Origin of the sequence: Mesorhizobium ciceri WSM4083 (assembly GCF_000519305.1) — a bacterium.
Classification (GTDB): domain Bacteria; phylum Pseudomonadota; class Alphaproteobacteria; order Rhizobiales; family Rhizobiaceae; genus Mesorhizobium; species Mesorhizobium ciceri_B.
In genome coordinates this window covers 430,314-456,220 of the sequence record NZ_JAFG01000004.1, presented here as the reverse complement: position 1 = coordinate 456,220, position 25,907 = coordinate 430,314, and the positions used below count along the sequence as shown (strand labels likewise).

Below are 25,907 nucleotides of genomic sequence, written 5' to 3'. Positions count from 1 at the left end.
AGCCGCATCAACTGCTTTGCCTTGCCGCTTCGCGGACGGACTGCAGCAGGATCGAGAAGGCGGGTGAGGGCACCATGTCGGTCCGCATCGTCAGGCCGACCGGTCCCTTGGTCTCCTCGGTGTTGACCGGCAAGGCGACGAAGGCGCCGCTGCCGAGTTCATTGGCAACGACGCCGGCCGAAATGATCCAGACGGCATTGCTCTGCCGCAGGAAGGCGCGGCCGAAGGAGTCCGAGACGGTTTCGATCTCGGTTGCCGGCGCGGTCATGCCGTTGGTGATGAACAGGCGGTCGACAAAGGGACGGATGACCGATTCCCGTGTCGGCATCAGCATCGGGAATTCGTCGAGCCGTGCGAACACATCCTGTCCCGGGTCAAGCAGCGGATGTCCGGCGCGCACCACGAACAGCACCGGTTCGGAATAGAGGTGCTCGAAGAAGAAGCCAGTCATGTTTTCCGGCGCCGCCAGCCGTCCGACGACGAGATCTAGCGTCCTGGTGCGCAACTGCTCGAGCAGCACCGCATTCTCGCCGGTGACGATCTTGATCGCCGCACCGGTGCCCTCTTTGAGGAACAGGCTCATGGCCAGCGGCATCACCCGCGCCGACACCGTCGGCAGCGCGCCGATGCGGATCGGGTGCCGGTTGACCGCTCCGTCCTGGCGGACGGAATCGACGCCTTGCTTGAGCGCCGTGATCGCCGTGCCGGCATGGCGAAGGAAGATCTCGCCGATGCGCGTCAGTCGGATGCCGCGGCCGTCGCGCTCCACCACCGCAACACCCAGCGCCCCTTCCAGCTCGCGCAATGTCTTGGTCACCGCCGGTGGGCTGACATGCAGCAAGTCAGCCGCCCGCGCCACGCTTCCTTGTCGCGCAACTTCCAGGAATGCCTGCAGGTGACGGAACCGGATGCGGCTCTCGGACATGGATTTGATAACCCCTGAGTTAATGAAACGGCGCAAAATATCATTTTACTGAACCAAACGCCTTGTGCAATGTGGAGGCGGAGGACCGAAACCGTGCCATTCCTCACCATCGGCGGCATCACGCTGCACCATCGCCACATCAAGGCGGCCGGCAATGCGCGCCCCATCATATTCATCAATTCACTCGGTACCGACTTCCGGATCTGGGACGAAATTGTCTTGGCGCTCGATGGTGAAATGCCGCTGCTGGTCTACGACAAACGGGGTCACGGGCTGTCCGATATCGGCGACATCAGGTCGATCGATGATCATGTCGATGATCTCTCAGGCCTCATCGATCATTTCGGGTTGAGCAAGGTCGTGCTGTGCGGCCTGTCGGTCGGCGGCATGATCGCGCAGGGGCTCTATGCCAGGCGACCTGAAATCGTCGAAGGCCTGATCCTTTGCGACACGGCGCACAAGATCGGCACGACGGACAGCTGGAACACACGCATAGCGGCGGTCGAAAGCAAGGGCATCCAGGCGATTGCCGATGGCGTGCTCAAAGTGTGGTTCACCCCCGCCTTCCACGCGGCGCGTGTGGCCGAGCTCGACGGCTATTGGAACATGATGACGAGGCAAGCGCTCGCCGGTTACATCGGCACTTGCGCGGCCGTTCGCGACGCGGATTTCACCGATGCTGCACGCCACATCGCGGTGCCGACGCTCTGCGTTGCCGGTGACCAGGATGGCTCGACGCCTCCCGATCTTGTCCGCTCGCTGGCCGACCTGATACCCGGCGCGCGCTTCGAAATCATTCGCGACGCCGGGCACATTCCTTGCGTCGAACAGCCTGAAGCGCTCACCGCCCTGATCCGCGGTTTTATCGCATCGCTTACCCCTGGAGCAGAAACCCATGGATGAGGTCCCCGGCAACGCAGCCAGATATCGCACCGGCCTCGCGGTGCGGCGCTCAGTGCTCGGCGATCGTCATGTCGACCGGGTTGAAATCGCCGCCACCGATTTCGACCAGCCTTTCCAGGAGCTGATCACCGAGGCGGCCTGGGGAACGGTGTGGGCGCGGCCGGGCTTCACCAAGCGTGAGCGTTCGATCGTCACGCTGGCGCTGCTGGCCGCACTCGGCCATGATGAGGAGGTTGCCATGCATGTGCGCGCCACCGTCAAGACCGGTGCCTCGCGCGACGATATCTGCGAGGCGTTCCTGCATGTCGCCATCTATGCCGGCGTGCCGGCCGCCAACCGTGCCTTCAGAATAGCCAAAGACGTGTTTTCGGAAATGGACGGAAGCCAGAATGCCTGCTGAGTCCGGCTCGAACCGGAGGCCCGAGACCGGCGCCTTCTTCCAGCGCGATCGGACCTGGCATCCGCCTGTTCTGACGCCGAATTACAAGACCTCCGTGCTGCGTTCGCCGCAGAAGGCGCCGTTGTCGTTCGACAACACGCTGTCGGAGATTGCAGGCCCGGTCTTCGGTCACGCCATGCTCCGCGAACTCGACGCCGACCTGATCCACAATTTCGCCAGGCCCGGCGAGAGCGCGCTCGGCGAGCGCATCATCGTCTATGGGCGGGTGCTCGACGAACGCGGCGTTGGCGTGCCCGGCGCGCTGCTCGAATTCTGGCAGGCCAATGCCGGCGGTCGCTACCGCCACAAGAAGGACGGCTATCTGGCGCCGCTCGACCCGAATTTTGGCGGCTGCGGCCGCGCTATATCAGGCGAAGATGGCTTCTATGCGTTTCGTACCGTCAAGCCCGGTCCCTATCCCTGGCCGAACGGGCCGAACGACTGGCGTCCTTCGCACATCCATTTCTCGGTCTTCGGCCAGGGTTTCGCGCAGCGGCTGATCACACAGATGTATTTCGAGGGCGACCCGTTGATCTGGCAATGCCCGATCGTGCGCGGCATCCCCGACAAGGCGGCCATCGAAACGCTGATCGCCACACTCGACATGCAGGCGACGATCCCCTTCGACGCGCGCGCCTACAAGTTCGACATCGTGCTGCGCGGGCGCCGCGCGTCGCTGTTCGAAAACAGGCCGGAGGGCAATTGATGGCCCAGTCGCTCGGCCGGCTCAGGGAAAGCCCTTCGCAGACCGCCGGACCCTACGTCCATATCGGGCTGACACCCAATTTCTGCGGCATCGGTGGCGTCTATCCCAGTGATCTCGGCGCGACCATGGTCAACGACAAGACCAGGGGCGAACGCATTGGCCTGCGCATCCGGGTGCTCGACGGCACCGGCACGCCGCTCAAGGATGCGCTGATCGAGATCTGGCAGGCGGATGCGGACGGGCTCTACAATTCGCCGGCCGAATTGCGCGGCACCGCCGATCCGAACTTTTTCGGCTGGGGCCGTTGCGCGACCGACATGGAAACCGGCCTGTGCGCGTTCGAGACGATCAAACCAGGTCGCGTTCCGTTCAGGGATGGAAGCCTGATGGCGCCGCATATCACGCTGTGGATCGTCGCCCGCGGCATCAATCTCGGCCTGCACACTAGGCTGTATTTTTCCGATGAGGAAAAGGCCAATGCTGAAGATCCAATCCTGGCACGCATCGAGCATCGCGTTCGCGTGCCGACGCTGATCGCCGAGCGCCAGGGCGACACCTACGTCTTCGACGTCCATCTCCAGGGGGAGAAGGAAACGGTCTTCTTCGACAGCTGACGATGAGGAGGAGCAGGACATGACGGTATCGCCCTTCGACCATCCGCTGCTCTCTGCCCTTCTCGGCGACGACGAGGCTGCGAGGCATTTTTCCGTCGAGGCGGAAATCGACGCGATGCTGGCCTTCGAACGGGCGCTGGCGCAAGCCGAGGCCGAAACCGGGCTCATCACCAGAGAGGCGGCAGCGGTGATCGTGGCCACACTTGCCACATTCCGGCCTGACACCGCCTTGCTGCGGGCCGGTGTCGCCAGGGACGGCGTCATTGTACCGGAACTGGTGCGCCAGATCAGGGCTGCGGTCGGCGAACCGCATGGCCGGAAAGTGCATTTCGGTGCGACCAGCCAGGATGTCATCGACACCGGCCTGATGCTTCGGCTCAAATCCGTTGTCGAGCATCTCGATCTGCTGTTGACCGAAACCGTCATGCGCCTCGTTTCGCTCGAAGAGCGTTTTGGCGGCAGGGCGCTGACTGGCATGACGCGCATGCAGCAGGCGATTCCGATCAAAGTGCAGGATCGGGTGGCAGCGTGGCGGGCGCCGCTGCAACGGCATCGGGAGAGGCTGTCGGAACAGTCCAGGCGCCTGCTGGTGGTCCAGTTCGGCGGTGCTGCCGGCACGCTGGAAAAGCTAGGCGACAAATGTCCGGCGGTGCGCGCAGCACTAGCCGCAAAGCTTGCCCTTGGCGACGCACCGCAATGGCAGAACCAGCGTGATGCACTCGCCGATTTTGCCGGCCTGATGTCGCTGGTATCAGGCAGCCTCGGCAAGTTCGGCCAGGACATCGCGCTGATGGCGCAAGATGGAACCGAGATCGAGCTTTCCGGCGGCGGCGGCTCGTCGGCCATGCCACACAAGCAGAACCCGGTGAAGGCTGAAGCGCTGGTGGCGCTTGCCCGCTTCAATGCCACGCAGCTTGCCGGCATGCATCACGCGCTCGTGCATGAGCAGGAGCGGTCGGGTGCTGCCTGGACGCTGGAGTGGCTATTATTGCCGCAGATGGTCGTCGCAACGGCCGCGTCGCTGCGCCTTGCCGCTGAGCTGGCCGCGCAGGTCGAAAGTCTCGGCCGCTGATGCGCACGCAAATCGTCATCGTCGGGTCCGGACCGTCCGGCCTGCTGCTTGGGCAACTGCTGGCCGGCATCGGTGTCGAGACGGTCATCCTGGAGCGCGCGAGCCGCGAGCACGTGCTTGGCCGCGTGCGGGCAGGGGTGCTAGAACAGGGCACGGTCGAACTGCTGGAACAGGCCGGCGCGGCGGCAAGGCTGCATGCCGAAGGGCTGCCGCATTCCGGCATCTCGCTCGCCTTCGACGGACGCTTGCATCGCATCGACCTTACCGCACTCGCCGGCGGCAGGCATGTCACCGTCTATGGCCAGACCGAGGTGACGCACGATTTGATGGACAAGCGCGACGCGGCAGGGCTGCCCACGATCTACGAGGCGGCAAACGTTACGCTGCACGATTTTGACGGCAAGGCACCTTTCGTCACCTATGACCGGGATGGGGTCACCCATCGGATCGATTGCGACTTCATTGCCGGCTGTGACGGTTATCACGGCGTCAGCCGCAAATCAGTGCCCGAGCGTGCGCTGAAAACCTTCGAGCGGCAGTATCCGTTCGGCTGGCTCGGCGTGCTTGCCGAAGTGCCGCCGGCCGATCACGAGCTGGTCTATGCCAATCACGAGCGAGGTTTTGCACTGTGCTCGATGCGCTCGACGCATCGCAGCCGCTACTATGTCCAATGCCCGCAGGACGATCGTGTCGAGGCGTGGTCCGACGACCGCTTCTGGGACGAGTTGCGCCGCCGCTTGCCCGAGCAGACAGCCGCAAATGTCGTCACCGGGCCATCCTTCGAGAAATCGATCGCGCCGCTGCGCTCATTCGTTGCCGAGCCGCTGCGTTTCGGCAGGTTGTTCCTGGTCGGCGACGCCGCCCATATCGTACCGCCGACCGGGGCGAAAGGCCTCAACCTCGCCGCCAGCGACGTGCGCTATCTCTTCGCAGGTTTGCGCGACTTCTACGTTGAAAAGTCACATGATGGCATTGACGCCTATTCCGGCAAGGCGCTGGCACGGGTCTGGAAGGCGGTGCGCTTTTCCTGGTGGATGACGACGATGCTGCACCGTTTTCCCGACACCGGCGACTTCGGCCAGCGCATCCAGGAGGCCGAGCTCGACTACCTCGTGCAGTCGCGTGCCGCATCGACCGCGCTTGCCGAGAATTATGTCGGCCTGCCCTACTGAGGGCTGCGGATCATCCGGCGCCTTGTTGCCTGGCAAAATCCAAAAGCATCGGGCGCTGCCCCTTGAGGATTTTCACCTCGGCCTCGGGCAAGGTGAACCAGCCGGCTCGGTCGACTTCCGGGAATTCCTTCAGGGATCCCGACCTTGGCGGCCATTCCATGGTGAAGCTGTTGCTCTTGATGACGGCCACGTCGATGTCGATGGTCGCCTCGACAGACCAGGCCGAGACGATCTTGCCGCCCGGTTGCCTGTAGTCGCCAAGCCGCGCGAAGGTGCCGTCGACCCTGACGCCGAGCTCTTCCTCGGTCTCGCGTTGCGCTGCCGTCAACTCATCCTCGTCCTCGCCGACGAGGCCCTTCGGTATCGACCAGGCACCATCGTCCTTCTTCGCCCAGAACGGTCCACCCGGGTGGACCAGCAACACCCTGAGATCGTCGTGGCTGCGGCGATAGATCAGCAATCCCGCACTGCGTTTTGCCATTTTTGTACGTCCATTTGCGAAGCCGGCAGCCTGCCGATGGTCCTTGAATCGTTGACGCGAACCTTGCACCAGGGGATTGCGACGCTATGTCAGGCACGTCTGCATTGCACCTCACCCGCGAGTCCGGCAATCTGATACCATCGCTTATTTGGCGGCTCGAAGGCTAGGTGACGATGCAACTCGGTCTTATTGGCTACTACAGCGACTTCGTGGTGTATCCGCTGGTGATCGCCGTGCTGGCAGTGGCCGGGCTGCTCGAGGCCGGCGAAGAGAGTGCGCCAGGCTGGATAGGCACTGTCCTCGCCTGTCTCGGCCTCTGGACGCTGATCGAGTATGTGCTGCACAGGTTCGTTCTTCACCATATTCCCTACATCAAGGACCTGCACGACCGTCACCATGTCGAGGAACGCAGTTCGGTGGGCACGCCGACCTGGCTCAGCCTCGGGGTGCATGCACTGGTCGCGTTCCTGCCGGTATGGATGATCTCGGATTTCGCCACCGCGAGCGCGGTGAGCTGCGGGTTGATGCTGGGATATCTCTGGTACATTAGCATCCACCACATGATCCATCACTGGCATCCCGCACATCCGAGCTACCTCTACACCCTCAAGCGCCGTCATGCGGTGCATCACCACATCGAGGAAACGGCCAATTTCGGTGTGACGTCGGCGTTCTGGGATCGCGTTTTCGGCACGGCGCGGCTCTAGTCTGAAGCCAGTTCAGCCTCGGCCGTTCAACGCCTCTTGCCGCGACCGCCGGGTGACTTGGCGCCGCGAGGGCCGCTCTGAACCGGCGTGTTGTTCTGGTTTTCGTCGGACAGTTTTCGCCAGCGGGCAAGGCGCTCGGGATCGAGCGTGCCGGCCTTCAAGGCTGCCTGCACCGCGCAGCCCGGCTCATGCACATGCGTGCAGTCGCGAAACTTGCACAGCGGCGCGAGCTCGGTGATTTCGGCAAACAGCGTGTCGATGCCATGGCCGACGTCGCTGACCTGCAGCGTCCGCATGCCCGGCGTGTCGATCACCCAGCCGCCGCCGGCAATGGCGTGCAGCGATCGCGACGTGGTGGTGTGGCGTCCCTTGGAATCGTGCTCGCGAATGCCCCCGGTCTGTTGCGGCGATTGCTGCGCCGATCCGGCCAGCGTGTTGACCAGCGTCGATTTGCCGACGCCGGAGGAGCCGATCAGCGCCACCGTCTGGCCGACACCGCACCAGGCAGCCAGGACGGTTGCCGAATCCGATGTGCGGGGGTTCAGCATCACGACCGGCAATCCACGCTGCAACGCCGCAGCCTGCCTTGCATATGTCTCGGCGTCTTCAGCGGTATCGGCCTTGGTCAGCAGGATCACCGGCGTCGTTCCGGCTTCATTGGCCAGCGCCAGATAGCGCTCGAGCCTGGCGGGATTGAAGTCGGCATTGCACGAGGTGACGATGAACAGCGTGTCGACATTGGCCGCGGCAAGCTGCGGCACCCTGCCGCCTTGGGTGCGGCGCTCCAGCACCGTCTTGCGGGACAGGCGGCGCTGCACAAGGTGCTCATGGCCAACGACCAGCACCCAATCGCCGACGGCATAGTCACCGGTGTTCGCCTGCGCCGGCAGCGTCAGATCGACTGGCCCTGCCTGGGACAGGCCGGTCAGGCGATCGCGGTGGACGGTGGCGATCCGCGTCGGGACAAGATTGGCTTCGCCGGGCTCGAGCTGGTCGCCGAAAAATTCGGTCCAGCCCAGGCTGGCAAGCGATGGCGTGGAGTGATCCGTCACGGCTTTGACCACGGCGTCACGGACATTGGACGGTATCCCTGGCAGGTGGGGGCGAACGGGTGGGGCGATTTCCAAGCCCGTGTATGGGCGGCATGGCGACATTTGGCAAGCACGCCCGTAGCCGAGGGCTGAGCGGCAAGCTTCTGCAGCCTGTCCTTTGGTCGTCGAACTGACGATGAAGTCGAGGAAACAGCGCCGTCCGAAGGCGTTGGCGGGAAAATGGCGAGCTGCGTCGGTTTTTTCCATGACGCTGTCAGTTTTGAAGCGTTAATAAATAATTTGACGCATGGAATATTTTTTGCGTTCTATTGGAAACTGTGAAAATTGACTGAATAAGTTCAGTCGAGCATTGTCGCATCCGGTCAACGGCCGCATGACTGGCGGCGGGCCGATCGTTGGCAGGGGATCTGGAATATATCGATGGCGGAGAAGACACACCGCACGATGGACGACTTCGCCCAGGCATGTGGCGTGTCGCGGCCGACGCTGTCCAAATATTTCGACGATCCGGCGAGCGTGAAACCGGCGACGCGGGCGCGCATCGAAGCCGCCCTGCGTTCCTCGGACTATCAGCCGAACCTTTTCGCCCGCAATCTCAACCGCAAGCGCACCCGCAACATCGGCATCGTCGTGCCGACGATCACCGATCCGTTCTACGCCGAGATGGTCAGCCGCATCGAATTTCGCTGCCGCGACGAGGGCTACTGGCCGATCGTCATCTCGTCGCATGGCTCGCCAAAGCTGGAAGCGGAGTCGGTCAGGACGCTGCTGTCACTGAAGGTCGCCGGCGCGATCATCGCGCCGCTTGGCCTGGCCTCCGACCGCAGCGTCTTCGACAAGCTCGGGCAGGACATTCCGATCGTCTATTTCGACACCTATATCGAGGGCGACACGCCGTTCGTCGGCAACGACAACAGGCAGAGCGTGTCGACCATCGTCGACTATCTCTGCCGCTCGGGCGAGCCGCCTGCCTATCTCGACATTCCGCATGTCAACCACAACTCCGGCGAACGCCAGGAGAGCTACATCATTGCGATGGAGACCGCCGGGTTCAAGCCGGTCGTCATCGAGGCCGCGCGCGATTACACCTGGGACTTCGAACGCATCGGCTACGAGCAGACGGAAAAAATGCTGGAGGCCGGCACCTTGCCCGGCCGCACCATCCTGTGCGCCAATGATCGTCTCGCCTTTGGCGTGATGGCGGCCGCGTACTCGCGCGGCCTGAAGGTCGGCCGCAGGCCCGATTGCGATCTGCGCGTTGCCGCGCATGACGATCATCCGCTGAGCCGCTACACCTGTCCGGCGCTGACCACCATGGCGCAGGATTTCACCGCCATGGCCGGCCGCAGCGTCGAGATCCTGCTGGCCTTGCTGGACGAGGCCGATCCGCCGAAGCAGGGCATGGCGCGCACGGTCAAGCTTGGTGCCACCCTGGTGATGCGTCAGTCGGCCTGAACGTCAGCGACTTTCTCGAAGTGGCGCCAGGCAGCCACCGCCTCGGCCACCGCTTGCCGGGCAGCGGGAATATGGCGTCCCATCGAGACGAAGCCATGGATCTGGCCCGGCCATTGCCGCAGGATCACTGGCACGCCCGCGGCTTGCAGGCGCGCTGCATAGGCTGTCCCTTCGTCGGCAAGGATGTCGCAGCCGGCAAGCGCGACATATGCCGGCGCGGCGCCGGTGAGATCAGGCGCCAGCAACGGCGAGACGCGCCAGTTCGCGATGTCGTCTGGCGTTCGCACATAGTGGTCGCGGAACCATGCCATGGTCGTTGCGGTGAGCCCGAATCCGTCGCCGAAACGCCGGTAGCTATCCGATGTTTGCCGCGCGTCGGTGTTGGGATAGATCAGGAGCTGCGCCGCAAGCGGAGGCGCAAGCCCTTCGCGGGCGAGCAGCGCCAGTACGGCGGCAAGATTGCCGCCGGCGCTGTCGCCGGCAACGCCGATGCGTCTGATGTCGATGCCGAGATCGGTGGTATTCTCCGCCATGAAGCACAGTGTCGCCAGGCAATCCTCTAACCCGGCGGGAAATTTGTGTTCCGGCGCCAGGCGGTAATCGGGGCAGACAATGACGGCGTTGCCGAGATTGGCCATCAGGCGGCAGATCTCGTCATGGGAATCGAGATTGCCGATGACCCAGCCGCCGCCATGCAGGTAGAGCAGCGCCGGCGCCCCGCTTTGCGGTGCGTCGATGCCGCGATGGACGCGAAGCGCAATAGGCCCGTTCGGCCCGTCGATCTGCTGCTCCAAGGTCGTTGCGACCGGCTCGTGCTCCCCCTGCAGTGTCGGGAACGAGGCGTTGTAGGCAATTCGCGCCACCGCCACGCTGCCGGTCTCGAACGGCTCGCCGCCGGCTGCACGACCAATTTCGAGGACGCGCAGCGCATCCGGATCGAGTGTCATTGTCATATCCTCAGGCCAGCAGGCTGCTCGCCTCGTCCTCGGTCAACAGGGCCGGCTGGACGACATCGCCCGCGATGGCGACCGAGGCCTGTGTTTCACCGGAGCGCAGGATCGCCTCCATGATCTCAAGCACATGCAGGGCAAGGCTGCCGGAGGCACGGGGCGCGTTGTCGGTCTGAAGCGAGCGCACCAGATCGGCGACGCCGAGCATGCGGTAATTGGCGCGGTCGGGCGCGGCATAAGGCCAGTTGCGGGCACCGTAAAGGTCGCCTTCGCTGGCGAAATCCTTCCACTCAGTGCCGCGTTCGGACAGCGACACGGTGCCGCCGAACGTATCGGGGTCAGGCAGCCGCAGCGAGCCCTCCGTGCCGTGCAGTTCGATCGGGTGGTTGGAGTGGCGAAAGACATCCCACGAGGCGCCAAAGGTGACGGTGGCGCCGGAGCGGAACTCGAGCAGCGACAGCACGTTGGTCGGCGTGCCGACCTTGAATGTGGTGTTCTTGAATGGCCCTTCGGCAGTGATCAGCCGCTCCTCCTGGCCGCGCGTCGCCATCGCCATGACGCGTTCGACCGGGCCGAGCAGATTGACCAGCATGGTCAGATAGTAGGGGCCCATGTCGAACACCGGGCCGCCACCCGGCTGGTAGTAGAATTGCGGGTTGGGATGCCAGTGCTCCATGCCGCGGCCCATCATGAAGGCGGTGCCGGTGACCGGGCGGCCGATGGCGCCGTTATCCATCAGCCGGCGGGCGCGGCGCCCGGCTGCACCGAGGAAGGTGTCGGGCGCCGAGCCGAGCAGCAGGCCGCGCGACCGCGCCTCGTCGACCAGCCGCCGTCCATCGGCGGCCGAGGTGGCGAGCGGCTTTTCGGTGAAGACGTGCTTGCCGGCCGAAAGGGCTGAAAACGAAATGTCGAAATGCGCCGCCGGAATGGTCAGGTTGAGGACAAGATCGATCTCGGGGTCAGCCAGCAGTGCATCGACGCCGAGTGCCCGTATGCCATATTCCTTCGCCCGCACTGCCGCCATGTCGGTCGAAATATCGGCGCAGGCGCGCAACTCGATGCCGCTGAAGAGGGCGGCATTGCGCAGATAGGTCATCGAGATATTGCCGCATCCGATGACGCCAATTCCGAGTTTGGTCGTTGATATCCCGTGCATTTTCGATCGTACCTCCCAACGCAGTCATCGTCTGCCGGATCCGCCCAGAGGTAACGGATCGCCTTCGCAAAGGGCAATACAGCATTTTAAATATTGACGCGCGTAAAATTTTTATACAACATGCGAAAATGCTGGCGCGATATCGGGAGGCTGCCAGTCCTGGGAGGAGAAAATGACCGACATGAAAAAACGGCCGACCGCCGATGCGGGTCCCGTGGGTCATGTGCGCATCGGATATTTCCGCCGCGGCCAGGGACCGCGACGGGGTCAGGCATAGATCACCTTGGCCCCGGTCCTATCAAGCTGGCTGCGTATCGGACCCGACAGGCCATCGTCGGTGATCACAACATCGACGCTCGACAGCGAAAAGGCCTTGGAGGTTCCGCTGACGCCCCATTTGCTCGAATCCGCAAGGAGGACAACGCGCCGGGCCATGCGCACGAGGTTTCGCTTCGTTCGCGCCATGTCTTCGTTCACGTCGACCACATCCAGTGACGAGTCAATGGCATGCGCTCCAACAAAAACCTGATGCGCGACCAAGCCGCCGAGAGCCGTGTCGGCATCGGTGATCAGCGTGCTCACCGTGTCTGGATAGACCCGGCCACCGATCATGTGAACGTCGAGCCCGGGCCGATGCATCAGATGCTGCACGATATTCATCGCCGTGGCCGCGACCACGACATTGCTGAGCGGTGGTAACAGCATGGCAACCTGCATCAATGTCGAACCGCCGTCGAAGATGACCGATTGGTTGTCCTCGAACAGTTCTATCGCTGCCCGGGCGATGCGTTTCTTTGCATCGAGGTTGGTTTGCATCCGCCGGGCGAACGCGGCCGTGGTCGAATCTGTGGTCCGCGTCACCGCGCCGCCGCGGGTCTTGGTCAGCAGTCCCTTGCGGTCCAGTATCTCGAGGTCGGAGCGCACCGTGACTTCCGACACGCCAAAATCGTCAGACAGGTCCTTGATGCGAACCTGTCCGCTGCGTTGCACTTCACCCAGGATCGATTGGCGTCTCTGCTCTGACAACATTGCCCTGTCCTTGCCTCCATGCGCCAAGCGATCACCCCGGCTTCGGTTCACTCTACCAAAAATACGCGAATTCGAAAGATTTCGAAAGATTGCATTTATTCTTTCTTTCGCAAACACTGGGTCTAGGATTTTGAAATCAATCGATTGGAGAGTTTTGGACTCATGAGCCTCGGAACCAAGGTGCGCCTGGCGCGCCTCTTCTCACATCCATCGGGCAATCTTTTTGGCGGCGCGGTCGACCACTTTGTCGGCTATGGCGACGTGCGCAAAGGAGGTCTTGCCGACCTGCCGGGCGCGCTTGCACGCGTCATGATGGGCAAACCCGACTACGTCAGCATTCAACCTGGCACCGCGCGCCATCTGTGGCCGCAATACGCGGGCAAGGCTTGCCTGGTGATCCAGGCCGGCTGCTTCACCCCGGACGATCGCATCAGTGAACTGATTGCAACGCCCGAGGATGCGGTGCGCGCTGGCGCCGATGCGTTGGCCGTGGCCATTCCGGTGCGCGGCGCGACCGAGGGCAAATACATACGCTGGCTGACCGATTCAGTGAACGCGGCGGCCCGTTACGGCATGCCGGTGGTGGCGCATATCTACCCTCGCGATTTCACCGACGGGGCAAAAATCGTCTTCACCCCCGACGAGATCGCCTATGCGGCACGCATCGGCTACGAGTCCGGCGTCGACGTGATCAAGATCGGCTACACGGGCGATTTCGAGTCGTTTCGAGAGACCGTTCGGACCTGCCCGGTGCCGGTTGTGATTGCCGGTGGTCCGAAGACCGACACGCTGCTCGGCGCCCTTCAGCAGACGGCGGACGCCATCCGTGCCGGCGCGCGCGGTGCCGTGGTGGGCCGCAATCTCTGGGGGCATGGCGATCCGGAAAAGGCAGCGATTGCCTTTCGGGGTGTCATCCATGACGGCCTTTCGGCGCAAGACGCCTTGGCGAAGGCGGGTGCCTGAACGATGCCCACCGTCCCTTCAATCCTCGGCTTCGGAGCTATTGCGATCGACGACATCGTCTATGTCGATCAGCCGTTGTCGGCGGGCAAGGGGAAGGTTCTGCAAAGTGCCCGAGCTTTCGGGGGAAATGTCGCGACGGCACTTGCCGCCGTCGCGCGGCTCGGCGGAAGCGCCGGGTTCGTCGGATGGCTGGGCAGTGCCGCCGACGATGCCGTGTTGTGCGATCTCGTTGCGAGCGGCGTTGAAACCGCGTTCGCTCCGCGCCACCCGCACGCGCGCCCGGTGCGCTCGCGGATCACCGTCGGTTCGGATGGGGAGCGGTTCATCGCGTATGACGACGAAGCGATGCTGGGCACCGCGCCGGACTTTCCGGACGAGGTTCTCAGCCGCGCGACCGTCCTGATCGTCGATAGTTACGGGATCGGGTCGCTGGATGTCGTGGCTCGGGCTCGCGATCTCGGCCTAGCGATCCTCGGCGATGTCGAATGGAGCCACGGCCCGGCCACCGAGAGACTGATCGGGCTCTGCGACCATCTCATTCTTCCGCTCGGCTTTGCGCGGACCGCCACGGGCCGCCGGTCGCCGGCCGAGATACTCGATGCATTGTGGTTGCCGTCGCGGTCCGCCGTGGTTCTGACGGATGGCGGCAGAGGCGTCTTCTTTCGCGGACGCGACGAGACAGGGCTCTGGCACCTGCCTCCGCACCGGGTTGCCGTCGTCGACTCGACCGGCGCCGGGGACTGCTTTCATGGCGCCTATGCCCTTGCATTGACGCGCGGGGCCGACACTGCGGGCCGGGTCGCATTCGCGGCCGCGGCGGCGGCCCTTTCGATAACGGGGCGGGGCGGGCGCGAGGCGCTTCCGACCGACGCCCAGGTCACGGAACTCCTGGCATCGACGAACGCGCCGTCGGCAGTCGAACTGAAATGTGCGCGGCTCGATACCGGAACATAGCCCGAACTATCCGAGGAAATATTTCGCAGGTGAACGTAAGCCGAGGACAATCATAAAAATCAGTGGCTTAGACTTGTGGAGGGAGGAATATGGCAGAAGTCGTTCTTGAAAATATCTGCAAGACATACGGGAACAATTTTCACGCAATCGACCAATTGAACCTGTCGGTCAAGGACGGTGAGTTTTTGATTCTCGTCGGGCCGTCCGGCTGTGGCAAATCCACCGCGCTGCGGATGATCGCGGGATTGGAGGACGTCACCAGCGGCAGCCTTCGGATCGGCGGAATAGATGTCGTCGACATGCCGCCCAAGGACCGCGACATCGCGATGGTCTTCCAGAGCTACGCCCTCTACCCGCATATGACGGTGTTCGAAAACATCGGCTTTTCGATGCGGTTGGCAGGCAAGCCGAAGGCCGAGCGCAAAAAGCGCGTGGACGAGATCGCCAAAACCCTTCAACTGACGTCTCTGCTGGACAGCAAACCCGCTAACCTTTCAGGCGGACAGCGTCAAAGGGTTGCCATGGGCCGCGCCATGGTGCGCGAGCCGGCAGCCTTTCTCATGGACGAACCCCTTTCCAATCTGGACGCGAAACTGCGTGTTCAAATGCGCGCCGAAATCACCAGTCTGCAAAAGCAGCTCGGCGTAACGACCATATATGTGACCCACGACCAAACCGAAGCCATGACGATGGGCGACAGGGTCGCGGTGTTGAAAGGCGGCGTGCTGCAGCAGGTCGACACACCCAAGAGGCTCTATGAATCGCCGGTGAACGCCTTCGTTGCCGGCTTCATCGGGTCTCCTTCGATGAACCTTTTCGAGGCGACCCTGACGGGTGACGAACTGATGTCCGGCGCCTTGGCCATCCGGCTGCAGGATGCAGCCTTCGTGCGCAGGCCCGGCTTGAGCTCGTATGCGGGTCGCAAGGTCGTGTTCGGGATACGACCGGAGGATCTCTATGACAGCAGCCTCGAATCCGGCCGCAAGTATCAGACGATACCGGCAAAGGTGACCTCGATCGAAGAACTTGGATCCGAACAAATAGTCCATCTCGACATCGACGCGGTCCGGGTGGACTCGGGCGACCCTGACGCGGTGCAGGATTTCGGCCTGGCGTCAAATGCGGTGGCGAAATTCGAACCGACCAGCACAGTCCGCTCCGGCTCGGAAATCAGCTTGGCCCTGGATGATACCAAGCTCCATTTCTTCGATCCGGAGACGCATCTGGCAATCTGAATATCAGCGATAAGACCCGCGGGTGAGGGTGAGGCGCCTGCGTGAGAAGACTTCTGAATAATCAGACGATCGGCCGCATTGTGCGGGCGAATATAAAGAAGGAGGAGAAAATGACGTTTCGTCTTAAACCCGCGATGCTGAAAATAGCCGCGGCCGCATGGTTGCTCGGCGCAACCGGCGCCATGGCGGATACGACGCTGGAATTCACCCAATGGTGGGAGCCCGAATTGCCGGCTGGCTCGCTCAGGGCAATCATGGATGACTTCGAGGCCGCAAATCCAGGAATCAAAGTGACGCTGGTCAGCGGCCCCTACGCGACCACGCGAGACCAGATCTCGGTTGGTGCTGCAACCGGAACGCTCAGCGACGTCGTCGGTCTCGACGGTGCCTGGGTGAACAATCTGAATGCGCAGAGTGCACTCGCCGACATGAATCCGATGATGGATGCGAGCGGTTTCGACAAGAGCCAGGTCGCGGACATCGTCAAGGTGGACGGCAAGGCGGTGATGTTTCCCGTGGCTTCTTTCGTCTATCCGGTCTTCGTGAATTTGGACCTCGCCGCCCAGGCAGGCGTGACCAAGCTGCCGTCGACCCGTGCGGAGTTTCTCGAAGCCGCCAAGAAGATGACGATCGCCGACAAGAACCAGTATGGCTGGGTGCTGCCCCTCTCGCTGCAAACGCCATCCGGCGTCCAGAACGACATGATGTCGTGGGTTTGGGCTTCGGGTCAGTCGATGATGGCGAACGGCAAGCCGGACCTTGAGGGCAAACCGGTGGTGGACATGCTCACCTTCGTCAAATCTCTCAACGACGCCGGAACCATCTCGCCCGGCATCGCCACCAAGACCGAGCAGGAAAAGGTCGAGGAGTTCGTCAACAACCGCGTCGGGATGATGATCGACTCGCTCGCGCATGTGAACCTCATCCGCAAGCGCAATCCCAAGCTGAACTTCGACCTCATCCCGGTCCCGGTCGTGGAAAACTATACCGGCAAGCGCGGCCTTCCCTATGCCTCCTGGGGCATCGGCATCTCTGCGGCTTCGAAACATCAGGAAGAGGCCTGGAAACTCGTCCAATATGTGATGAGTGAAAAGGTGAACGCCAAGCTCGTGTCGCTTGCAAACGCCTTCCCGGGCAACGTCAACGCCAAGCCCGATTTCGTGACCTCGGACAAGGCTTTCGGCAAGGCTTTCGAAATCTTCAAGACCGGTTATCTCGCCAATGAGTTCACGGGCCTGCCGGTGGCAGAAGACCTGATGACCCAGTTCGACGTGCAAGCCCAAAAGATGCTCGCCGGCGAGCAGTCTCCGGAACAAGCAGCCGCCGCCGCTCAGAAGGGCTGGATGGCGAAATTCTGATCGGCCTGTTCCCGTTTGCTGACTTCGACCGGGTGGCCTGGCTTCGGGCAGGCCACCCGGCAACAACGGATCGGCAATTTGAGTGGACCTGTTTTTGAAGCTTACCTTCTCTTGAAGGCTATCCCAAGGTTGGCACATGACCCGGCAAAAGCGCTCCCACCACAAGCTCAAACGAGCGGTCGCACCCTACCTCTATCTGTCGCCTTCGCTGCTCATAATCGGGCTTCTGATGCTGTTGCCGATGGTGACGGTGATTGGCTACTCGTTCCAGAACAGCGCGGTGCTGCGTCGTGACCCATCCTTTGCCGGACTGAAACACTACCAGGCGATCTTCGACGACCCCGTGTTCTGGGCTTCGCTGTGGCACACGCTCTACTTCACATGCATGAGTGTCATTTTCCACATGACCATCGGCATGGCCTTCGCGCTCATGCTGAACAGCGACCGCATCAATCCGACGCTGCGCAACATTCTGCGCGTGCTCTACATACTGCCCTGGCTGTTCACCGCGGTGATTATCGCCGTGATCTGGCGCCTGCTGCTTGAGCCAAACGGTGTCGTGAATAGCATTCTCATGCAGATCGGCATCATCGGTTCCAAAGTCGAATGGTTTTCCTCGCCTGAGACCGCGCTGCACGCCGTCACCTTTGCCAACATCTGGGCGGGCTATCCGCTCTTCATGGTCAGCCTGCTCGCGGGTTTGCAGGGCATTCCCAAGGATTTCTACGAGGCTGCCGATATCGACGGGGCGAAAGCCTACCAGAAGCTGATCTTCATCACCATTCCGCAGCTGATGCCGATCATCATCAGCATCTCGCTGCTCGACTTCATCTGGACCATGCAGGTCTTCCCGTTAATCTGGATAACGACGGGCGGTGGCCCGATCTACTCGACCGAGGTCCTCAGCACCTACACCTACAAGCTGGCGTTTTCGAGCTACAACCTGTCGCAGGCTTCGGCGAGCGCCGTGGTCATCTTGCTGATCTCCCTCGGCCTGACGCTGTTCTATATTCGCTATCAAAAGGCTCGGTAGTCATCATGAGGAAAAGACACACGCCGAAAGACAGGCTGATCACCGTCGCGCTCCATGTAGCGCTTGCAGCGGGGCTCTTTTTCGCGGCATTCCCGATCTACTGGATGCTGAGCAGCTCGTTCAAATCGAATACCGAAATCTTTGCCCTGCCACCAACCATCCTGCCAAAGGCGTTTACGCTGGAAGCGTATGCAGCCATCCTTGGCGACCCGGTAAAGCTGCGCTTCTTCTTCAACAGCTATTTCGTGGCGGGAGCGGTGACCGTGCTGACGGTGCTGATCGCCTTGCTGGCGGCCTACGGGTTCAGCCGCTTCAACTTCCGCGGCAAGGGCATCCTGAACACAATCATCATCAGCACGCAGACGATTCCGCCGATCACACTTTTGATCCCCTTCTTCGGACTTGTCGTCTCATACGGTATCTTCGACACCTACGTCGCACTGATCCTGACTTACCTGGTGTTTACGCTGCCCTACGCGATCCTGCTGATGACGGGATATCTGAACACCTTGCCCCGCGATCTCGATGAAGCCGTGGCTGTCGACGGCGGCAGCAGTTGGACAGCGCTTTGGCGGGTGATCGTCCCGATTTCACTGCCTGGTATCGTGGCGACGTCGGTCTACACCTTCCTGTTGTGCTGGAACGAATTTCTCTTTGCGCTGACGCTGACGAAATCGACGTCCATGCGCACCGTCCCGATCGGCATCCAGCTGTTGATGGGGCAGCATGCCTTCGAATGGAACCAGATGATGGCGATGAGCGTGCTCGGCTCTCTACCGCTCTTGCTCATCTACCTCGTTGCCCAGAGGTACTTCCTCGCCGGCATGACCGCGGGCTCGGTCAAATAGGATGTCCTTCCCATGGCGACGCAGGGTGGCATCAAGCAATAGGCGATATCAAGGAATGAAAGGATGAACGTGAAAGACCTCAAAGTCGGCTGCCAGACCTTCACCTGGGAAATGCTGGGAGACCGGTTCACCGGCGGCCCCGACGATCTGCTGAAGGCGATCTCTGACGGTGGCTATGCCGGCATCGAGATCACCGACACCATGATCGGGCATTATGGCGACAAGCCGGAGGAGTTCGCCGCCGCGCTGAAGGCGTCGGGGCTGACGCTGGTTTCCTTCGCCTTTGGCTCGAACAGCGGCTTCACGCTGAAGGAGAAGGTCAGCGCCGACCTCGAAACCGCCAAGCGCTGGATCGACTTCGCCTCCGCATTTCCTGGCTCGCTGGTGTCGATGGGTTCTGCGACGGTGGTGTCCGACGGTCCGCGCGAGGATAAGTTCGCCATCGCCGCCGAGGTCTACAACAAGGCCGGCGAGATCGGACGCAAGGCGGGCGTCCAGGTTGCCGTGCATCCAAGCTCGCACCACAACACGCTGCTGTTCGACCGCGCCGATTACGACACGATCTTTGCCTTGCTCGACCCCGACCTGGTCGGCTGGGTGCCGGATACCGGCCATATCCTGCGCGGCCACAGGGACATGTCCGATACGCTGCGCACCTACCGTGATCGCATCCGCTACATCCACCTCAAGGACGTCGATGCCAACGGTACCTGGGCCATGCTCGGCAAGGGCGTCTGCGACACGCCTGCGGTCATCGAGATCGCCAACACCGCACCGCGCTTCAACGGCTGGCTGGTGCTGGAGGAAGAATCCGAAACGGCCGCCGCCGATCCCGCCGGCGCGGTCAAGACCAACCGCCAGACAATGCGCAGCTTCGGCGCCTGAAGAACGAGACGATGATCAAGAAACAGGACAGACGCCTCAGGGTCGGCGTGCTCGGCTGCGGCCCCATCGCGCAGTTCGCGCATCTGGAATCCTGCGTCAAGGCCGGCAATGCCGACCTCTACGCCATCTGCGACGCGGCACCCGATCTGCTTGCGCGCATGGGCGCGACCTACGAGCCGCAGAAGATGTATTCCGACTATGAGGCAATGCTCGCCGACCCTGAGCTGGAAGCGGTGATCGTCGCCACCTCGGACGCCTATCATGTGCCGATGTCGATCAGGGCGCTCAACGCCGGCAAGCATGTTCTCTGTGAAAAGCCGATCGGCACCTCGGTTGAGGAAGGCGAGGCGCTGGCCGAAGCGGTCAGGCGCTCGGGCAAGATCCTGCAGGTAGGCCACATGAAGCGCTTCGATCCGGCACTGGAAGAGGCGCGCGACTTCGTTCGCGACGAGATCGGCGAAGTGCTGGCGCTGAAGGCCTGGTACTGCGATTCCACCCATCGCTACACCAACACCGATGCAGTGCAGCCGCTGCCCGTCACCAGCAAGCTCGCGAGGAAGCCGGCAGGAAATCCGAAGGCCGATCTCAGGCAGTATTTCATGCTGGCGCATGGCTCGCATCTCGTCGACACGGCGCGTTTCCTGTGCGGCGATATCGTCGCCGTGCGCGCCCGCCTCAATGAGAAATTCGGCGCCTATTGCTGGTTCGTCGAGACCGAGTTCGCCAGCGGCGCGCTCGGCCACCTCGACCTCACCGTCGCCGTCCGCATGGACTGGCACGAAGGTTTTCAGCTCTATGGCGAGAACGGCTCCGTCATCGCCAGGACATTCAACCCCTGGTACTTCCGCGCCAGCGAGGTCGAGATCTTTCACGAGAAGACTGCCACCGCCCACAAGCCGCTCGGTGCCGACGGTCATTTCTTCCGCCGCCAGTTGGAAGGCCTTGCCGATACGGTGCTGACCGGCGCGCCGATGCGCGGCGCCAATGTCGAGGACGGCATCGCCTCTATCCGCGCCATGGTCGCCATTGCGCGTTCGGTCGAGACTGGTGAGCGGGTCGAGCTTGCCTCGGTTTCGGGGTCGGTCTGATGCGTCTCGGCATTTTCGCCAAGACATTTGCGGGCACCGAGCCGGCCGCCGTGCTGACGGCGGTGCGTCAGGCTGGCTATGAGACGACACAGTTCAATCTCGCTTGCGCCAGCCTGCCGTCGATGCCGGAAGCGGTTCCGGCAAATGCCGTCGCTTCCATCCGCACCGCGGCGCAGTCGAACGGCGTTTCACTCGCAGCACTGTCGGGCACCTACAACATGGCGCATCCCGACAAAGCCGTGCGCGACGATGGCCTTCGGCGTCTCGCCGTCGTCATCGAGGCTGCTGCTGCCCTCGATATCCCGCTGGTCACGCTCTGCACCGGCTCGCGCAACGCTGCCGATCAGTGGGCGTATCACCCCGACAGCGCCACGCCTGCCGCCTGGTCCGACATGGCCGCCGAGATGGAGAAGGCGCTGGCGCTGGCCGAAGATGCCGGCGTCCATCTCGGCATCGAGCCCGAACAGGCCAACATCGTCACCTCGGCCAAGGATGCGACCAGGCTGATCGCCGAGATGGGGTCAAAGCATCTGAAGATCGTGCTCGATCCGGCGAACCTGTTCGAACACGCCACGCCCGGCGAGGCGCGTGCCATCGTTGCCGCAGCGATCGACGAGGCCGCCGGCCACATCGCCATGGCACATGCCAAGGACCGCTTTGGCGACGGCCGCTTTGCCACTGCAGGACAAGGCATCGTCGATTTTCCGGATTTTGTTTCACGGCTGAAGGCAGCGGGCTTCGACGGATCGCTCGTCACCCACGGGCTATCCGCCGACGAAGCCCCCGGCGTCGCAGCCTTTCTGCGGGGGCTCCTCTGATGGGCGCAGCACCCGCGATCCTGCTGCGCGACGATGCCGCACTTCGTGTCTTCGACACGGGGCAGGGATTTCCCATCGTCTTCCAGCATGGCCTCGGCGGTGACGCTGCGCAGGTGGCGCAGAACTTTCCCGATGGCCCGTCATACCGCCGGCTCACCGTCGAATGCCGCGCGCAGGGCGGTTCCGGCGCCGGCACGACGCGGCCCTTTTCGATCGCGATGTTCGCCGATGACGCGCTGGCCGCCGCCGATGCTGCCGGCCTCGATCGTTTCGTCGCCGGCGGCATATCGATGGGCGCGGCCATCGCCTTGCAGCTTGCCGCCCGCCACCCGGACCGGGTCCTGGGTTTGGTCCTTGTTCGTCCTGCCTGGGCTTTCGATGCGGCGCCGCAAAACATGCTCCCCTACGTGGAAGTGGCGGAGCTTATCCGTAGCCATCCACTGGATGAGGCGCGGGATATCTTCGCCGCTTCCGCGACCGCCGCGCGCTTTCGCACCGAGGCGCCGGACAATCTCGCTTCCCTGCTCGGCTTCTTCGCGCGCGACAACGCGGCCGTCTTCGCCGAGGTGATGCAGGCGATCGCAAACGACGGGCCCGGTGTCACGCGGGCAACGGCCGCCGGGCTCGCGCTCCCGACACTCGTCATCGGCAGCGGCATCGATCTCGTCCATCCCTTGGCGACCGCGCGCGAGCTTGCCGGGGCCATCCCCGACGCCGCCTTCGCCGAGGTGACGCCGAAGGCCGCCGACAAGGATCGCCACTTTGCCGAAATCCGCGCCGCCATCGGCGGCTTTCTCGACGGACATTTCAACAATCAGGACCAATCATGACCTCAAAGCCCCTGCCAGGCCCAGCCGCCATTGCCGCATTGCCACGCGATCGTCTGATCGCCGAATTCTCGCTGTGGTCGGCCAACCTCGCCAATTTCGAGAGCGACTTGAAGCGCATCGAACCCCATGTCGACCTTCACCATATCGATGTCGCCGACGGGCATTTTGCCCCGTCCTTCCTGTTCTTCCCCGATCTCGTCGCTCGCATCGCCGGGCTGACGGCGAAACCCATCCATGTCCATCTGATGGTCGATGAAGCAATCGTCGAGGCGCAGACGCGTCAGTTCATTGAGGCCGGCGCCGACATGATCAGCGTCCATGCCGAGAATGGCGAGGCGGGATTGCGCGCCGTTAGGCTGGCGCGTGAACTCGGCGCCGAAGCCGGAATCGTGCTCAGGCTGGAGACACCGGTCGAGACGGTGACGCCTTTCGTCTCCGAGGTCGCCTTCGTCACGCTTCTGGGAACCGCAATCGGCGTCAAGGGCCAGAGCCTCTCCGACAAGGCCTGCGACAGGCTGGGCGCTGCCCGCGCCATCCTGAGAAAGGCCGGCCGCGAGGCGGACGTGGTTCTGGCCGCCGATGGCGGCATCCGCCACGAGACCGTGCCATTGCTGCGTGCCGCCGGAGCCGAGACGGTGGTTCTCGGTTCGCTCGCCTTCAGTGACAAGGATCTCGCCGGCCGCATCGGCTGGCTGCACGGCTTGAAGGTAGCGGCATGACAACAGAAGCCGCCCTTGCGATCGATCTTGGCGGGACGGAGCTTCGTGCCGCCCTGGTCGACCGTGAAGGCAAGATACTGGCATTCGCGGCGGTGCCGACGCAGGCGCAGGCCGGCCCCGATGTGGTGATCGGCCAGATCGAGGCGTTGGCGGCGACTGTCCATGCCGAGGCACCGGCGCTTTCGATCGTCGGCGTCGGCGTTGGCGCGCCGGGACCGCTCGATCCGCTGGCCGGCATCGCCGTCGGTCCGCCGACACTCGCCGGCTGGCTGGACGTACCGCTTGCCGACATCCTCGAACGGCGGCTCGGCCTGCCGGTGCGGCTGGAGAACGACGCCAACGCCGCGGCGCTCGGCGAATGGCGCTTCGGCGCCGGCCATGGCGCTCGCTCGCTGGTCTTCGTCACGGTGTCGACCGGTATCGGCGGTGGTGTCGTCGTCGATGGGCGCATCCTGCATGGCCGCCGTGGCCTTGCCGCCGAGATCGGTCACATGACCATCACCAATGAAGGCGAGCGCTGCGTGTGCGGCGTCGTCGGCTGCTTCGAGGCTATCGCCTCGGGAACAGCACTTGGCCGCCGCGCCACCGCCGCCACGGCGGCCGGAGACGGCTCGGCCTTGCGGCGCCTGTCAGCGGATGCGGAGGTGACCGGCCGCCATGTCGTCGAGGCGGCAAGGCTGAGCGACGCTCTTGCCTCGGCCTTGCTGGAGGAGGAAGCGCGCTGGCTGGGCGTCGGGTTCACCAACCTCCTGCATCTCTATTCGCCCGATGTGCTGGTCGTCGGCGGCGGCATCGCCAATGGGCTCGATCTGATGGCGCCGACCATCGAGGCGACCATCAGGCAGCGGGCCATGCGCGCCTATCGTGACGTGCCGGTCGTTTCGGCGCAGCTCGGCCGCCATGCCGGGCTGGTCGGCGCCGCCAGCCTTGTTCTGTTCGACGACGGGGGCACTTTGGCAGCCCGCAGGCCTGTCGGTCCAAGCACGTTTCCGGACACGCCGCTGAGCAAGACCGGCATCGTTTGACGTTGCGACCTGCATGACAAAGGCCGGAGGCAGCACGCCTCCGGCCTTTTCGCATTGACCGCGCGTGATTACTCGGCGGGAACGATGTCCGCCGGCAGGCTGTCGTCAGCCGTGCCCGCCAGCGCCCTCGCCAGCTTGGCTTCGTCGAGTTCGCCTTCCCAGCGCGCCACCACCAGCGTGGCGACGGCATTGCCGATGAAATTGGTCAGTGCCCGGCACTCCGACATGAAACGGTCGACGCCGAGGATCAGCGCCATGCCGGCAACGGGAACCGCCGGAACCACCGAAAGCGTGGCGGCAAGGGTGATGAAGCCCGCTCCGGTGATGCCGGCGGCTCCCTTGGACGAGAGCATGGCAACCAGCAGCAGCAGGATCTGGTCGCCGATCGACAAATGGATGTTGGTCGCCTGCGCGATGAACAGCGCCGCCAGCGTCATGTAGATGTTGGTGCCGTCGAGGTTGAAGGAATAGCCGGTCGGGATGACCAGTCCGACCACCGAGCGCTTGGCGCCGGCCTTCTCCATCTTTTCCATCAGCGAGGGCAGGGCGGCCTCCGACGAGGAGGTGCCCAGCACCAGCAGCAGCTCTTCCTTGATGTAGCGGATCAGGGACAGGATGGAGAAGCCGTTGTAACGGCAGACCGCGCCCAGCACGACGAACACGAACAGAAACGACGTCACGTAGAAGGTGCCGACCAGCATGGCGAGGTTGATGACCGCGCCAATGCCGTATTTGCCGATGGTGAATGCCATGGCGCCGAAGGCGCCGATAGGGGCGGCCTTCATCAGCACGCTGACCAGCTTGAAGATCGGCGTCGTCAGCGCCTGCAGGAAATTGAGCACGGGCGTGCCCTTGTCGCCAACCAGAGCCAGCGCGACGCCGAACAGCACCGAGAAGAACAGCACCTGCAGGATGTCGCCGTCGGCGAAGGCGCCGACGATGGTCGACGGGATGATGTTCATCAGGAAGCCGGTGACCGACTGGTCGTGCGCCTTGGCGGCGTAAGTGCTGATGGTCGAGGCGTCGAGCGTCGCCGGGTCGATGTTGAAGCCGGCGCCCGGCTGCACGACATTGGCGACGACAAGGCCGATGATCAGCGCCAACGTCGAAAAAGTGAGGAAATAGAGCATCGCCTTGCCGGCGACACGCCCGACCTTCTGCAGGTCGCTCATGCCGGCAATGCCTGTCGTCACGGTCAGGAAGATGACCGGTGCGATGATCATCTTGACCAGCTTGATGAAGGCGTCGCCGAGCGGCTTCATGCTTTCGCCGACGGACGGATAGAAATGGCCGAGCAGGATGCCGACGGTGATCGCGACGAGCACCTGCACGTAGAGTTGGGCATAGAAAGGTTTGCGCTGCGCGGAAGACGCGCCTGAATGGTCTGCGATGTGCATCGAACTCTCCCTGGCCGGATAGGGCGGAATGCACCGCCCTGCGTGACTTCTCCCATCGCGGCGTTCCGGTCGCGCGCCGCTGCCAAGGAGTTT

General features: G+C 63.1%; 27 protein-coding genes. 20 read left to right on the top strand and 7 right to left on the bottom strand.

Annotation, left to right across the window (positions count from 1 at the left end):
* Positions 1-7: 7 nt before the first annotated feature.
* Positions 8-925 carry a pca operon transcription factor PcaQ gene (gene pcaQ, locus MESCI2_RS0108070; RefSeq protein WP_027036131.1) on the bottom strand — a complete coding sequence of 306 codons (918 nt, stop codon included), beginning with the start codon at positions 923-925 and terminating at the stop codon, positions 8-10.
* 93 nt (positions 926-1,018) lie between these two features.
* Here pcaQ and pcaD point away from each other — a divergent pair, with 93 nt between their 5' ends.
* Genes pcaD through pobA form a run of 6 tightly spaced genes read left to right on the top strand, consistent with a single transcriptional unit; the run spans position 1,019 to position 5,831 of the window.
* The gene (gene pcaD / locus MESCI2_RS0108065) at positions 1,019-1,828 is read left to right on the top strand and encodes a 3-oxoadipate enol-lactonase (protein WP_027036130.1); all 810 of its coding nucleotides are present in this window, start codon (positions 1,019-1,021) and stop codon (positions 1,826-1,828) included.
* The gene (gene pcaC, locus MESCI2_RS0108060; protein WP_027036129.1) at positions 1,821-2,228 is read left to right on the top strand and encodes a 4-carboxymuconolactone decarboxylase; all 408 of its coding nucleotides are present in this window, start codon (positions 1,821-1,823) and stop codon (positions 2,226-2,228) included. The genes pcaD and pcaC overlap by 8 nt, the downstream gene beginning before the upstream one ends.
* Positions 2,218-2,973: a protocatechuate 3,4-dioxygenase subunit beta gene (gene pcaH, locus MESCI2_RS0108055; protein ID WP_027036128.1), complete on the top strand. Its 756-nt coding sequence runs from the start codon at positions 2,218-2,220 to the stop codon at positions 2,971-2,973. The genes pcaC and pcaH overlap by 11 nt, the downstream gene beginning before the upstream one ends.
* Positions 2,973-3,587, top strand: a complete 615-nt coding sequence (gene pcaG / locus MESCI2_RS0108050) for a protocatechuate 3,4-dioxygenase subunit alpha (RefSeq protein ID WP_027036127.1) — start codon at positions 2,973-2,975, stop codon at positions 3,585-3,587. The genes pcaH and pcaG overlap by 1 nt, the downstream gene beginning before the upstream one ends.
* Positions 3,588-3,606: 19 nt before the next feature.
* On the top strand, positions 3,607-4,659 hold the full coding sequence (locus MESCI2_RS0108045; protein ID WP_027036126.1) for a 3-carboxy-cis,cis-muconate cycloisomerase: 1,053 nt from the start codon (positions 3,607-3,609) through the stop codon (positions 4,657-4,659).
* Positions 4,659-5,831, top strand: coding sequence for a 4-hydroxybenzoate 3-monooxygenase (gene pobA, locus MESCI2_RS0108040; RefSeq protein ID WP_027036125.1), 1,173 nt, complete (start codon positions 4,659-4,661; stop codon positions 5,829-5,831). The genes MESCI2_RS0108045 and pobA overlap by 1 nt, the downstream gene beginning before the upstream one ends.
* A 10-nt stretch (positions 5,832-5,841) precedes the next feature.
* Here pobA and MESCI2_RS0108035 read toward each other — a convergent pair whose 3' ends face one another.
* Positions 5,842-6,312 carry an NUDIX domain-containing protein gene (locus MESCI2_RS0108035; RefSeq protein WP_027036124.1) on the bottom strand — a complete coding sequence of 157 codons (471 nt, stop codon included), beginning with the start codon at positions 6,310-6,312 and terminating at the stop codon, positions 5,842-5,844.
* 173 nt (positions 6,313-6,485) lie between these two features.
* Here MESCI2_RS0108035 and MESCI2_RS0108030 point away from each other — a divergent pair, with 173 nt between their 5' ends.
* Positions 6,486-7,019, top strand: coding sequence for a sterol desaturase family protein (locus MESCI2_RS0108030; RefSeq protein ID WP_027036123.1), 534 nt, complete (start codon positions 6,486-6,488; stop codon positions 7,017-7,019).
* A 26-nt stretch (positions 7,020-7,045) separates the two neighbouring features.
* Here the strand turns inward: MESCI2_RS0108030 and rsgA are convergent, their stop codons facing one another.
* The gene (gene rsgA / locus MESCI2_RS0108025) at positions 7,046-8,083 is read right to left on the bottom strand and encodes a ribosome small subunit-dependent GTPase A (protein ID WP_050596496.1); all 1,038 of its coding nucleotides are present in this window, start codon (positions 8,081-8,083) and stop codon (positions 7,046-7,048) included.
* Positions 8,084-8,491: 408 nt separating this feature from the next.
* On the opposite strand from rsgA, the gene MESCI2_RS0108020 reads away from it, so the two are divergent.
* Positions 8,492-9,526 (top strand): LacI family DNA-binding transcriptional regulator, encoded by a 1,035-nt coding sequence (locus MESCI2_RS0108020; RefSeq protein WP_027036121.1) that lies wholly within the window; start codon positions 8,492-8,494, stop codon positions 9,524-9,526.
* Here the strand turns inward: MESCI2_RS0108020 and MESCI2_RS0108015 are convergent.
* The 3 genes from MESCI2_RS0108015 to MESCI2_RS0108005 form a co-directional block, all read right to left on the bottom strand.
* Entirely contained in the window at positions 9,514-10,473 is a 960-nt protein-coding gene (locus MESCI2_RS0108015) for an alpha/beta hydrolase (protein WP_027036120.1), read from the bottom strand. The genes MESCI2_RS0108020 and MESCI2_RS0108015 overlap by 13 nt on opposite strands.
* A gap of 10 nt (positions 10,474-10,483) precedes the next feature.
* Positions 10,484-11,632: a Gfo/Idh/MocA family protein gene (locus MESCI2_RS0108010; protein WP_027036119.1), complete on the bottom strand. Its 1,149-nt coding sequence runs from the start codon at positions 11,630-11,632 to the stop codon at positions 10,484-10,486.
* Between the two features lie 267 nt (positions 11,633-11,899).
* On the bottom strand, positions 11,900-12,661 hold the full coding sequence (locus MESCI2_RS0108005) for a DeoR/GlpR family DNA-binding transcription regulator (RefSeq protein WP_027036118.1): 762 nt from the start codon (positions 12,659-12,661) through the stop codon (positions 11,900-11,902).
* A gap of 162 nt (positions 12,662-12,823) precedes the next feature.
* On the opposite strand from MESCI2_RS0108005, the gene MESCI2_RS0108000 reads away from it, so the two are divergent.
* The 12 genes from MESCI2_RS0108000 (at position 12,824) to MESCI2_RS0107945 (ending at position 24,417) form a co-directional block, all read left to right on the top strand.
* Positions 12,824-13,624: a class I fructose-bisphosphate aldolase gene (locus MESCI2_RS0108000; protein ID WP_027036117.1), complete on the top strand. Its 801-nt coding sequence runs from the start codon at positions 12,824-12,826 to the stop codon at positions 13,622-13,624.
* A gap of 3 nt (positions 13,625-13,627) precedes the next feature.
* Positions 13,628-14,578 carry a PfkB family carbohydrate kinase gene (locus tag MESCI2_RS0107995; RefSeq protein ID WP_027036116.1) on the top strand — a complete coding sequence of 317 codons (951 nt, stop codon included), beginning with the start codon at positions 13,628-13,630 and terminating at the stop codon, positions 14,576-14,578.
* An 89-nt stretch (positions 14,579-14,667) separates the two neighbouring features.
* Positions 14,668-15,813 carry an ABC transporter ATP-binding protein gene (locus MESCI2_RS0107990; protein WP_027036115.1) on the top strand — a complete coding sequence of 382 codons (1,146 nt, stop codon included), beginning with the start codon at positions 14,668-14,670 and terminating at the stop codon, positions 15,811-15,813.
* Between the two features lie 110 nt (positions 15,814-15,923).
* Positions 15,924-17,171, top strand: a complete 1,248-nt coding sequence (locus tag MESCI2_RS0107985) for an ABC transporter substrate-binding protein (protein ID WP_027036114.1) — start codon at positions 15,924-15,926, stop codon at positions 17,169-17,171.
* A 136-nt stretch (positions 17,172-17,307) separates the two neighbouring features.
* Entirely contained in the window at positions 17,308-18,204 is an 897-nt protein-coding gene (locus MESCI2_RS0107980; protein ID WP_023808791.1) for a carbohydrate ABC transporter permease, read from the top strand.
* A gap of 5 nt (positions 18,205-18,209) precedes the next feature.
* On the top strand, positions 18,210-19,052 hold the full coding sequence (locus MESCI2_RS0107975) for a carbohydrate ABC transporter permease (protein WP_027036113.1): 843 nt from the start codon (positions 18,210-18,212) through the stop codon (positions 19,050-19,052).
* Positions 19,053-19,115: 63 nt separating this feature from the next.
* Positions 19,116-19,937, top strand: coding sequence for a sugar phosphate isomerase/epimerase family protein (locus tag MESCI2_RS0107970; protein ID WP_027036112.1), 822 nt, complete (start codon positions 19,116-19,118; stop codon positions 19,935-19,937).
* Between the two features lie 11 nt (positions 19,938-19,948).
* Positions 19,949-21,025 carry a Gfo/Idh/MocA family protein gene (locus MESCI2_RS0107965; RefSeq protein WP_027036111.1) on the top strand — a complete coding sequence of 359 codons (1,077 nt, stop codon included), beginning with the start codon at positions 19,949-19,951 and terminating at the stop codon, positions 21,023-21,025.
* Positions 21,025-21,843 (top strand): sugar phosphate isomerase/epimerase family protein, encoded by an 819-nt coding sequence (locus MESCI2_RS0107960; RefSeq protein ID WP_027036110.1) that lies wholly within the window; start codon positions 21,025-21,027, stop codon positions 21,841-21,843. The genes MESCI2_RS0107965 and MESCI2_RS0107960 overlap by 1 nt, the downstream gene beginning before the upstream one ends.
* A complete protein-coding gene (locus MESCI2_RS0107955; RefSeq protein ID WP_027036109.1) occupies positions 21,843-22,673 on the top strand; it encodes an alpha/beta fold hydrolase in 831 nt (276 codons plus the stop codon). Before MESCI2_RS0107960 ends, MESCI2_RS0107955 begins: the two co-directional genes overlap by 1 nt.
* A complete protein-coding gene (locus tag MESCI2_RS0107950; RefSeq protein ID WP_027036108.1) occupies positions 22,670-23,392 on the top strand; it encodes a ribulose-phosphate 3-epimerase in 723 nt (240 codons plus the stop codon). Before MESCI2_RS0107955 ends, MESCI2_RS0107950 begins: the two co-directional genes overlap by 4 nt.
* Entirely contained in the window at positions 23,389-24,417 is a 1,029-nt protein-coding gene (locus tag MESCI2_RS0107945; protein ID WP_027036107.1) for an ROK family protein, read from the top strand. Before MESCI2_RS0107950 ends, MESCI2_RS0107945 begins: the two co-directional genes overlap by 4 nt.
* Positions 24,418-24,485: 68 nt before the next feature.
* On the opposite strand, the gene MESCI2_RS0107940 is transcribed toward MESCI2_RS0107945, so the two are convergent.
* Positions 24,486-25,814, bottom strand: coding sequence for a dicarboxylate/amino acid:cation symporter (locus tag MESCI2_RS0107940; protein ID WP_027036106.1), 1,329 nt, complete (start codon positions 25,812-25,814; stop codon positions 24,486-24,488).
* Positions 25,815-25,907 lie beyond the last annotated feature (93 nt).